Genomic DNA, 9,648 nt, shown 5'->3' with positions numbered 1-9,648 from the left:
CCGCAGAGCGGGGGGACGGGCCCGTCGGACGATCAGCGACTACGCCTCGACGACGACCGGGACGATCATCGGGCGGCGACGCAGACGGTTGGAGACCCAGCGCCCGACCACGCGGCGCATGACCTGCTGGAGCTGGTGCACGTCCGTGGCCCCTCCCGCGATCGAGTCCTCGAGGGCCTGCACGACCTGGGGACGGACGTCCTCGAACACCGCGTCGTCCTCGGCGAAGCCGCGCGCCAGGATGTGCGGGCCCGCGATGACCTTGCCCGTCGCGGAGTCGACCACGGCGAACAGGGAGATGAAGCCCTCCTCGCCGAGGATCTGGCGGTCCTTGAGCTCGGCGTCCGTGAGCTCGCCGACGCTCGACCCGTCGACGTACACGTAGCCGCACGGGACCGCGCCCACGACCGAGGCCTTGCCGTCGACGAGGTCGACGACCACGCCGTCCTCCGCGAGGATCACGCGGTCGGCGGGCACGCCCGTCTTGACCGCGAGCGCCCCGTTGGCCACGAGGTGACGGACCTCGCCGTGCACCGGCATGACGTTCTTGGGCCGCAGGATGTTGTAGCAGTAGATGAGCTCGCCCGCGCTCGCGTGGCCCGAGACGTGCACCTTGGCGTTGCCGCCGTGCACGACGCGCGCGCCGAGGCGCGTCAGGCCGTTGATGATGCGGAAGACGGCGTTCTCGTTGCCCGGGATGAGCGACGAGGCGAGGATCACGGTGTCGCCGTGGCCGACCGAGACCTTGTGGTCACCGTTGGCCATGCGCGACAGCGCGGCCATGGGCTCACCCTGCGAGCCCGTGCACATGAGCACGATCTCGTCGTCGCGCAGCGAGTCGACCTTCTTGAGATCGATCAGGACTCCGTCCGGCACCTTGAGGTAGCCGAGCTCGGCCGCGATGCCCATGTTGCGGACCATCGAACGCCCGACGAGCGCGACGCGGCGACCGTGGTTGTGCGCGGCGTTGAGGACCTGCTGGACGCGGTGCACGTGCGACGAGAACGACGCGACGATGATCCGCTTGTCCGACGCCCCGAACACGCTGTCCAGGACGGGGCCGATCTCGACCTCGGGGGTCACGAAGCCCGGGACCTCGGCGTTGGTCGAGTCGACCATGAAGAGGTCGACGCCCTTCTCGCCCAGGCGCGCGAACGCGCGCAGGTCCGTGACGCGGCCGTCGAGCGGCAGCTGGTCCATCTTGAAGTCACCCGTGTGCAGGACCGTGCCGGCCCCCGTGGTGACCGCGACCGCGAGCGCGTCCGGGATGGAGTGGTTGACCGCGACGAACTCACAGCTGAACGGGCCGAAGGCGACCGTCTCGTCCTCCTTGACCACGCGGGTCACGGGGGCGATGCGGTGCTCCTTGAGCTTGGCCGAGATGAACGCGAGCGTGAGCTGCGAGCCCACCAGGGGGATGTCGCGGCGCAGGCGCAGCAGGTACGGCACGGCACCGATGTGGTCCTCGTGGCCGTGCGTCAGGATGATCGCCTCGATGTCGTCGAGACGATCCTTGATGTAGTCGAAGTCCGGCAGGATCAGGTCCACGCCGGGCTGGTTGTCCTCGGGGAAGAGGACACCGCAGTCGATGACGAGCAGGCGCCCGTCGTACTCGAGGACGGCCATGTTGCGTCCGACCTCGCCCAGTCCGCCGAGGGCGACGATGCGCAGGGCACCGGCCGGCAGCGCGGGGGGCAGGGACAGTTCGGGGTGAGGGTGGCTCACGGGGCCTCCTGGCCTGTTGTTCAGCTTGTTCAGCGTGGCCGCGGGGTCACCGGGTCCAGCAGGCCGGAGGCCTCCAGACCGGCGCGGACGACGGCGACCTCGTCGTCCGTGGCTGCGACGTACGGCAGCCTGAGGTATCGGTTCTCGGTGACTCCGAGGAGCTGGAGCGCGGCCTTGGCCATGACGGCCTGGAAGCCCGCTCCGTTGATGGCGTCGATCGCCGGGGTGACCGAGCGGAAGGCCGCGAGGGCCGCCGCGTTGTCACCGGCGTCGAACGCCGCGACGACCTGGGCGAAGCGCGAGCCGACCGCGTGCGCGGCCACGGAGACGATGCCGACCGCACCGTGCGCGAGGAACGGCAGCAGCATGGCGTCGTCCCCGGAGTACCAGGCGAGGCCGGTCGACTCGATGAGCTTGGCCGCGGTGTAGACGTCGCCCGTCGCGTCCTTGTTCGCGACGATGCGCTCGTGCGCGGCGAGGCGCTCGATCGTGGCCGGGGCGATGCGGACGCCCGAGCGGCCCGGGACGTCGTAGATCATCACGGGCAGCGGTGTCGCGTCGGCGACGGCCGTGATGTGGCGGTACAGCCCCTCCTGGGAGGGGCGCGAGTAGTAGGGGCTCACGACGAGGAGCCCGTGCGCACCGGCCTCCGCGGCCTGCTCGGCCATGCGGACCGCGTGCTGGGTGTCGTTCGACCCGGCCCCGGCCACGACGTGCGCGCGGTCGCCGACCGCGTCGACCACCGCGCGGATGAGCTCGGCCTTCTCCGGTGCGTGCGTCGTGGGCGACTCCCCCGTGGTCCCGCTCAGGACCAGACCGTCGTTCCCGTTGTCCACGAGGTGCTTGGCGACCTTGACCGCTGCGTCGAGATCGATCTCTCCGGCGAGGGTCATCGGGGTGACCATCGCGGTCAGGACGGCGCCGAAGGGTCGGGCCTGCGTGGGGGGAAGTGCCATGTGCACAAACTACCGCGCGCGAGGCCGAAACGGCGTGTCGGTCCACGCGTGCGCACGTGGCGCGCGCCGTGTCCGAGAGGTCGGTCACGTCGACGGCGCACCACCGGGTCGGGCGACCGAGCGACAGCGGCCGAGCGCACGAGCGTGAGGAGTCGATGCGAACCCGCGCCGGTCGCGTGATACTCGAAGCATGTCGCCCGCCACGAACGCCCTGTCCCCCGCCCTGGTCTCGCACCTGCCGACCGGGCTGCTGATCGGTGGCCAGTGGGGGCCGGCCGAGGCCGGACGGACGTTCGAGGTCGCGGACCCGGCGACCGAGGAGGTCCTGTTCGACGTCTCGGACGCGAGCCCCGCCGACGGCCTGCGCGCCCTGGAGGCCGCGCACGCCGCGGCCCCGGCCTGGCGCGCCGTCGCGCCGCGCGAGCGCTCCGAGCTGCTGCGCGCCGTCTTCGCGACGCTCACGGCCCGCGCCGACGACATCGCTGCGCTCATCACGGCCGAGTGCGGCAAGCCGCTCGCCGAGGCCCGCGCCGAGGTCGTGTACGGGGCCGAGTTCCTGCGCTGGTACGCCGAGCAGGCCGTGCGCACCGACGGCCTGGTCCGCACGGCACCGAGCGGGGCCAACCGGCAGCTCGTCTCGCGGCGCCCGGTGGGCCCCGCGCTGCTCATCACGCCGTGGAACTTCCCCATCGCCATGGCCACGCGCAAGATCGGACCGGCGCTCGCCGCGGGCTGCACGGTCGTGATCAAGCCCGCGCACCTCACGCCGCTCACGACGTCCCTGGTCGCGGAGATCATCCGCGGGCACCTCGAGGACCGGGGCCTGCCGACGGGCGTGGTCAACGTCGTGCCGACGTCGTCGGCCGCCGAGGTGACCTCGCCCCTGCTCGCGGACCCGCGCCTGCGCAAGCTCTCCTTCACGGGGTCCACGGGCGTGGGCCGCACGCTCCTCAAGGGAGCCGCCGACCAGGTCCTGCGGACCTCGATGGAGCTGGGCGGCAACGCGCCGTTCCTCGTCTTCGCGGACGCGGACCTCGACGCCGCGGTCGAGGGCGCGCTGGTCGCCAAGCTCCGCAACACGGGTCAGAGCTGCGTGGCGGCCAACCGCTTCCTGGTGCACGACGCCGTAGCGCGCGACTTCGGTCAGCGCCTCGCCCGGGCGTTCGGCGAGCTGCGCGTGGGGCCGGGCAGCGAGGAGGGCGTCAAGGTCGGGCCGCTCATCGAGGGGAAGGCCGTCGAGCACGTGGACGAGCTGGTGGCTGTCGCGTCCGACGAGGGCGCCCAGGTGCTCACGGGCGGGGACCGGCCGCGCTCCCCCGGCCACTTCTACTCCCCCACGGTCCTGACCGGGGTCGACGCGGGCTCGCGCGTGGTCACCGAGGAGATCTTCGGCCCGGTCGCGCCGATCGTCGCGTTCGCCGACGACGACGAGGGCATCGCGCTGGCCAACGACACCGAGTACGGCCTCGCGGCCTACGCCTACACCCGCGACCTGGCGCGCGCGATGCGGGTCGGCGAGGAGGTCGAGGCCGGGATGATCGGGATCAACCGGGGCCTCGTGTCCGACGCGAGCGCACCGTTCGGCGGCATGAAGCAGTCCGGTCTGGGCCGCGAGGGCGGCGAGGCGGGGCTCGAGGAGTACCTCGAGACCGTGTACGTCGCGCTCTGAGCAAGGTCAGGGATTGATACCGTAAAAGCGATAGAACGACCGGGCTCGCGCCCGGCAGACCTCGCACACCACCGGAGTACCGCACGTGGCCTCGACCACCCCGAACCACCCCGCACTGACCGGAAAGCAGCACCCCGCCACCATCTCGCTCGGCTACTTCATCTTCGCCTCCCGATGGCTCCAGGTCCCCCTGTACCTCGGGCTCATCGTCGCGCAGGTCGTCTACGTCTGGCAGTTCATGAAGGAGCTCTGGCACCTCACGGAGGGCGCCTTCTCCGGCCACGGCCTCACCGAGGCCGACACCATGCTCTACGTCCTCGGGCTCGTCGACGTCGTCATGATCTCCAACCTCTTGATCATGGTGATCGTGGGTGGCTACGAGACCTTCGTCTCCCGCATCCGTCTCGACGACCACCCCGACCAGCCCGAGTGGCTGAGCCACGTCAACGCGAACGTCCTCAAGACGAAGCTCGCGATGTCGATCATCGGGATCTCGTCGATCCACCTGCTGCGCACGTTCATCGACAGCGCCCGGGTGCCCGAGCAGCAGATGCTCTGGCAGGTGGTCATCCACCTCGCGTTCGTCGTCAGCGCACTGGCGCTCGCCGTCATCGACCGCATGTCGCTCACGGCGCACCAGCGGGCCGCCAACGCGGTCGCCGCCGGCGAGGCCGAGCCCGACCCGCGGCTCTCGCCCGCGCACTGACCCCCGACCTGGAGCGGACGATGACGACCACCCCGGAGCCCTCCCCGGACGCTGCCTCGTCCGGCGACGGCTCCGGTCGGTCGTCGTGGGCTGCGCGCCCCGTCGGGGACGAGGACCGCCTCGAGGTTCGCGCCGCCGTCCGGCAGGCCGTGTCCGTCTCGGTCGCCACCGGGCTCTACGGCGTCTCGTTCGGGGCGCTCGCGGTCGTCGCGGGGCTGAACCTCGCGCAGACCATGGTGCTCAGCCTGCTCCTGTTCTCGGGCGGCTCGCAGTTCGCGCTCATCGGCGTCGTCGCCTCGGGCGGCACGTCCGCAGCGGCGATCACGACGGCCGGGCTGCTCGGCCTGCGCAACACCCTCTACGGCGCCCAGCTCTCGCCGCTGCTCGCGCTCCACGGCTGGCGGCGCGTGCTCGCGGCCCACCTGACGATCGACGAGTCGACCGCGGTCGCCACGGCCCAGAAGAGCCGCGCCGCGTTCCGTGCAGGGTTCTGGTGGACAGGGATCGGCATCTTCGTCGTCTGGAACCTGCTCACGCTGATCGGGGCGCTCGCAGGCGACGCCATGGGCGACCCCAAGGCATGGGGCCTCGACGCCGCCGCCGGGGCCGCGTTCCTCGCGCTCGTGTGGCCGCGGCTCGCGAGCCGCGTCATGCAGCTCACCGCGGCCCTGGCCGTGGTCGTCGCGGTCGTGCTGCTCCCGTTCGTCCCTCCGGGCGTCCCCGTCCTGGCGGCGGGGGCCGTCGCGATCGTGGTCGGCCAGGTCGCCCGGCAGCCCAGGCAGCCCGTCACGGTCACGGAGTACGTGCCCGACGGCGCAGCGAGCGCCCCGCAGGACCGTGCCGACGAGGCGTCGCCCGGCTCGCCCGACCCGGGTGATCCGGGTGACCCGGGCAACCCAGGTGACCTGCCCGCAGCGACCGACCGTCCCGAGGAGCCCTGATGTCCGACGCCGCCCTGTGGGCCACCGTGGTCGCTGCGTCCCTCGTGTGCCTGGGCCTCAAGCTCGCCGGGCACCTCATCCCCGAGCACTGGCTCGCGTCCGACCGCGTCTCGCGCACCGCGGCACTCGTCACGGCGTCCCTGCTCGCGGCGCTCGTCGCGGTCCAGACCGTCGGGGACGGGCAGGGCATCGCGATCGATGCCCGGCTGCCGGCGCTCGGCGTCGCGGCGGTCGCGCTCGCCCTGCGGGCCCCGTTCCTGCTCGTCGTCGTGCTCGCGGCCGCGACCGCGGCGGGGCTGCGGGCTCTCGGGTTCCCCTGACGGCAAGGTCCTCGGCCGACGCGCCGGCGGCCCACCGGGGTGCCCGCCCGGCCGCGCGCGACGGCCGGGCACGCCGCTCCGGTAGGGTCTGGCGAATGGCTCTCTTCAGCGAGGCGGCAGACGTCTCGGTCCGACCGGCGGTCCCCGGCGACGAGGTCGCGGTCACCGCGATCCAGATCGAGTCCTGGAGGTCCGCGCACGGCGACGTGCTGGGCGCGGCGGTGATCGACGCGCTCGACGTCCCCCGGATGCAGGAGCAGTGGGCCGGGGCGGTCTCTTCCCCGCCCGGTCCGGGCTTCGCGGTGCTCGTGGCCCTCGCCGCGGACCGGGTCGTCGGCTTCGCGGCCGTGTCCCCGGGCCAGCTCGTCGCGCTCGAGGTACAGCCGTCCCACCAGCGGTCCGGGCACGGGTCGCGGCTCCTGTCCGCAGCCGTCGACCGGTTGCGTCAGGACGGTTCGGAGGAGGTCGTGGCGTGGATCCTCGACGGCGACTCCGCGCGCGAGCAGTTCCTCGGAGGAGCGGGCCTGGGACCCGACCACCGCACCCGCACGCTGGCCACGGGGGTGCGCGACGTCGTCGAGCACCGGTGGAGCGCCTCGATCTGAGGAGCGGGCGCCTCACCGCGACGCGGTGAGCTCCGGGCCCATTCCAGCCCGACGGCGCCCCTCGCCGCTGCCTGACGCTCGGCGCGGGAGCGAATCGCCCTAGCGGGACGCCTTGCGCTCGGCGCGGTACAGGCCCGCCGCCTTGCGCAGCATGGCGCGGGCGCGCTTGCGGTCCCCCGACGCGTCGTACGCGAACGCCACGTGGTACCACGAGCGCCAGTCGTCGGGGTGCTCCTCGGCACGGGCGCGGTGCTCCTCGAACGCGGCGTCCGCCGCGGCCCGGTCGATGCGTCCGCCCGGAGACCGCGGCAGGTCGTCGACGGGCAGCTCGTCGGCTGCGGCCAGCGTGTCGGCCATCTTCTGGACGGTGAACGCGAGCCGGAACTCCCAGGCGATCAGACCGATCACGAGCAGCGGGATGAGCAGGACACCGATCCCGATCGCGATCCCCACGGGCTCGCCCGTGCCCACGAGCCCACCGGCGCGGCCCAGGATCGCCCACACGTAGATCGCGAGCAGGGCCGTGACGACCACGGCCCCGATCAGGCCCTTGCGGTTCCTCACGAGAGGTCCAGGACGTTCTCGAGTCCCACGGTCAGGCCCGGGCGCGAGACGACCTCGCGGATGCCGAGCAGGACACCGGGCATGAACGAGACGCGGTCGAACGAGTCCTGGCGGATGATCAGCTGCTCGCCCTCGTTACCGAAGAGGATCTCCTCGTGCGCGACCAGACCGCGCAGGCGCACCGCGTGCACTCGGACCCCGTCGACGTCGGCGCCGCGCGCCTCCCAGCCCGACTCGGTCGCGTCGGGGCTCGCACCGAGCCCGGCCTCCGCGCGCGAACGGGCGATCGCGTGGGCCGTGTGCGTGGCTGTGCCGCTGGGCGCGTCGACCTTGTTCGGGTGGTGCAGCTCGATGACCTCGGCCGACTCGAAGTAGCGCGCGGCCTTGGCCGCGAACGTCATGGCCAGGACCGCCGACAGGCCGAAGTTCGGAGCGATCAGCACGCCGACGCTCGTGCCCTCGGCGGCCCGGCGCCCGAGGTGCGCGATCAGGCGGCCACGGCTCTCGTCGGTCCAGCCCGTGGTGCCCACGACAGCGTGGACCCCGAGGTCGATCAGCGCGTGCACGTTGTCCTCGGTGACCGACGGGACCGTGAAGTCGACCGCGACCTGGGCACCCGCCGCGGCGACCTGCGCCAGGTCGTCCCCGGCGTCGATGCGCGCGACCAGCTCCAGGTCCGGTGCGGCCTCGACCGCCGCGCACACCGTGGCCCCCATGCGTCCGGCCGCACCCAGGACGGCGACCTTGAGGGGCGTCGAGCCTGCGGGCTGCGGGGTGGGCTGGGGAGCGCTCTGGCCTGGGGTCACGTCGTTCGAGGTCACCCGACAACCCTAGCCGCAACGCGAGGAGGACCGGTGCGCGTGATGCGCACCGGCCCTCCTGACTCACCTGGTGAGACTCAGTCCCCGAAGGGACCCACGCGCACGGTCGAGCGCGGACGGGAGGCGAGCTCCTCCGCGAGCTTGCGCACGTCGTCGGACGTCACCGAACGGATCCGGTCGAGCGACTCGGCCACGCTCAGCAGCTCGCCGAAAACGAGCTCCGACTTGCCCAGGCGGCTCATGCGCGAACCCGAGTCCTCGAGCCCCAGCACCAGTCCGCCCGAGAGCTGACCGATGCTCCGGTCGAGCTCAGCGGCCGTGATGCCCGACTCGGCGAGCTTCTCGAGCTCGCTCGTCATGAGCTCGGTGACCTGGTCGACCTTGGAGGGCGCGCAGCCTGCGTACAGGCCGAACGTCCCGATCCCGCCGTGGCCCGACGCGAACGAGTACGTCGAGTACGCGAGCCCACGCTTCTCGCGGATCTCCTGGAAGAGTCGCGAGCTCATGCCGCCACCCAGGACGGCGCTGAGCACCGAGAGCGTGAAGCGGCGGTCGTCGGTCGCGGACAGGCCCGTGCCGCCGATGATGACGTTGGCCTGCTCGACGGTCCGACGGATCGTGAGCTCGACGGCCTCCGTCCCCACGCCCTGCACGTCCGCGTTGTCGCGGCGGGCACGCGGGGTGCCGGAAGGGTCGAGGTCCCAGCCGCCGGTCGTGAGCGCGGTCGCGACCTGCTCGCACAGCGTGTCGTGGTCGACGCCACCGGCCGCGGCGACGACGAGCGTCTCCGGGCGGTAGTGCCACTGGTAGTGCTCCCAGACGGCGCTGCGCGGCACGGCGTTGATGGTGTCCGGCGTGCCGCCGATCGGGCGCCCCAGGGGGTGCCCGGCCAGGACGGCCTGCGCGAACTCCTCGTGCACGACGTCCGAGGGGTCGTCGTCGTTCATCGCGAGCTCTTCGAGGATCACGCCTCGCTCGGTCTCGAGCTCGTCCTCGTCGAGGCGTGCGGAGGTCACCATGTCGGTGATGACGTCCACGGCCATCGGCAGGTCGGAGTCGAGCACGCGAGCGTAGTAGCAGGTGTGCTCCTTGCCCGTCGCGGCGTTGGCCTCACCACCGACGGCGTCGAACGCCTCGGCGATGTCCATCGCGGACCGGCGTGCAGTTCCCTTGAAGAGCAGGTGCTCCAGGAAGTGCGTGGAGCCGAAGTGACCGTCGGTCTCGTCGCGCGAGCCGACGCCGACCCACGCCCCGACGGTCGCCGAGCGCAGGCCCGGCATCGACTCGGTGAGGACCCGAACCCCGCCGGGCAGGACGGAGCGACGGATGGTCGCCCCGTCC

General features: G+C 72.5%; 10 protein-coding genes. 5 read left to right on the top strand and 5 right to left on the bottom strand.

Annotated features, from left to right (window positions below; all coding sequences use genetic code 11):
• Positions 1 to 39 precede the first annotated feature (39 nt).
• Both ACFWFR_RS13880 and dapA read right to left on the bottom strand, forming a co-directional pair.
• Complete coding sequence (locus tag ACFWFR_RS13880) at positions 40 to 1,725, bottom strand: ribonuclease J (protein ID WP_191803909.1); 1,686 nt, start codon at positions 1,723 to 1,725, stop codon at positions 40 to 42.
• Between the two features lie 29 nt (positions 1,726 to 1,754).
• Positions 1,755 to 2,681, bottom strand: a complete 927-nt coding sequence (gene dapA / locus ACFWFR_RS13875; RefSeq protein WP_191803907.1) for a 4-hydroxy-tetrahydrodipicolinate synthase — start codon at positions 2,679 to 2,681, stop codon at positions 1,755 to 1,757.
• A 190-nt stretch (positions 2,682 to 2,871) separates the two neighbouring features.
• Here dapA and ACFWFR_RS13870 point away from each other — a divergent pair, with 190 nt between their 5' ends.
• The 5 genes from ACFWFR_RS13870 to ACFWFR_RS13850 all read left to right on the top strand — a co-directional run bounded on the left by ACFWFR_RS13870 (position 2,872) and on the right by ACFWFR_RS13850 (position 6,922).
• The gene (locus ACFWFR_RS13870; protein WP_377623336.1) at positions 2,872 to 4,350 is read left to right on the top strand and encodes an NAD-dependent succinate-semialdehyde dehydrogenase; all 1,479 of its coding nucleotides are present in this window, start codon (positions 2,872 to 2,874) and stop codon (positions 4,348 to 4,350) included.
• A gap of 85 nt (positions 4,351 to 4,435) precedes the next feature.
• A complete protein-coding gene (locus ACFWFR_RS13865; protein ID WP_377623335.1) occupies positions 4,436 to 5,056 on the top strand; it encodes a TIGR00645 family protein in 621 nt (206 codons plus the stop codon).
• A 20-nt stretch (positions 5,057 to 5,076) separates the two neighbouring features.
• A complete protein-coding gene (locus ACFWFR_RS13860) occupies positions 5,077 to 5,997 on the top strand; it encodes an AzlC family ABC transporter permease (protein WP_377623334.1) in 921 nt (306 codons plus the stop codon).
• Entirely contained in the window at positions 5,997 to 6,317 is a 321-nt protein-coding gene (locus ACFWFR_RS13855; RefSeq protein ID WP_056648748.1) for an AzlD domain-containing protein, read from the top strand. Before ACFWFR_RS13860 ends, ACFWFR_RS13855 begins: the two co-directional genes overlap by 1 nt.
• 95 nt (positions 6,318 to 6,412) lie before the next feature.
• Positions 6,413 to 6,922, top strand: a complete 510-nt coding sequence (locus tag ACFWFR_RS13850) for a GNAT family N-acetyltransferase (RefSeq protein ID WP_377623333.1) — start codon at positions 6,413 to 6,415, stop codon at positions 6,920 to 6,922.
• Positions 6,923 to 7,021: 99 nt separating this feature from the next.
• On the opposite strand, the gene ACFWFR_RS13845 is transcribed toward ACFWFR_RS13850, so the two are convergent.
• The 3 genes from ACFWFR_RS13845 to ACFWFR_RS13835 form a co-directional block, all read right to left on the bottom strand.
• Positions 7,022 to 7,486 carry a hypothetical protein gene (locus ACFWFR_RS13845; RefSeq protein WP_377616626.1) on the bottom strand — a complete coding sequence of 155 codons (465 nt, stop codon included), beginning with the start codon at positions 7,484 to 7,486 and terminating at the stop codon, positions 7,022 to 7,024.
• A complete protein-coding gene (gene dapB, locus ACFWFR_RS13840; RefSeq protein ID WP_377623337.1) occupies positions 7,483 to 8,292 on the bottom strand; it encodes a 4-hydroxy-tetrahydrodipicolinate reductase in 810 nt (269 codons plus the stop codon). The genes ACFWFR_RS13845 and dapB overlap by 4 nt, the downstream gene beginning before the upstream one ends.
• A gap of 92 nt (positions 8,293 to 8,384) precedes the next feature.
• A partial coding sequence (locus tag ACFWFR_RS13835) for a M16 family metallopeptidase (RefSeq protein WP_377623332.1) occupies positions 8,385 to 9,648 on the bottom strand: 1,264 nt, incomplete at its 5' end.

The organism is Oerskovia sp. NPDC060287 (genome assembly GCF_042726775.1).
In the GTDB taxonomy this organism is placed as follows: Bacteria; Actinomycetota; Actinomycetes; order Actinomycetales; family Cellulomonadaceae; genus Oerskovia; species Oerskovia merdavium.
The sequence above is the reverse complement of the archived record's forward strand: the minus strand, read 5'-3'. Positions and strand labels throughout refer to the sequence as shown.

Excerpts from the sequence above, each read along its gene's own strand:
- dapA (WP_191803907.1), bottom strand. The coding sequence starts at position 2,681 with ATGGCACTTCCCCCCACGCAGGCCCGACCCTTCGGCGCCGTCCTGACC.
- ACFWFR_RS13870 (WP_377623336.1), top strand. The coding sequence starts at position 2,872 with ATGTCGCCCGCCACGAACGCCCTGTCCCCCGCCCTGGTCTCGCACCTG.
- ACFWFR_RS13860 (WP_377623334.1), top strand. The coding sequence starts at position 5,077 with ATGACGACCACCCCGGAGCCCTCCCCGGACGCTGCCTCGTCCGGCGAC.
- ACFWFR_RS13855 (WP_056648748.1), top strand. The coding sequence starts at position 5,997 with ATGTCCGACGCCGCCCTGTGGGCCACCGTGGTCGCTGCGTCCCTCGTG.
- ACFWFR_RS13850 (WP_377623333.1), top strand. The coding sequence starts at position 6,413 with ATGGCTCTCTTCAGCGAGGCGGCAGACGTCTCGGTCCGACCGGCGGTC.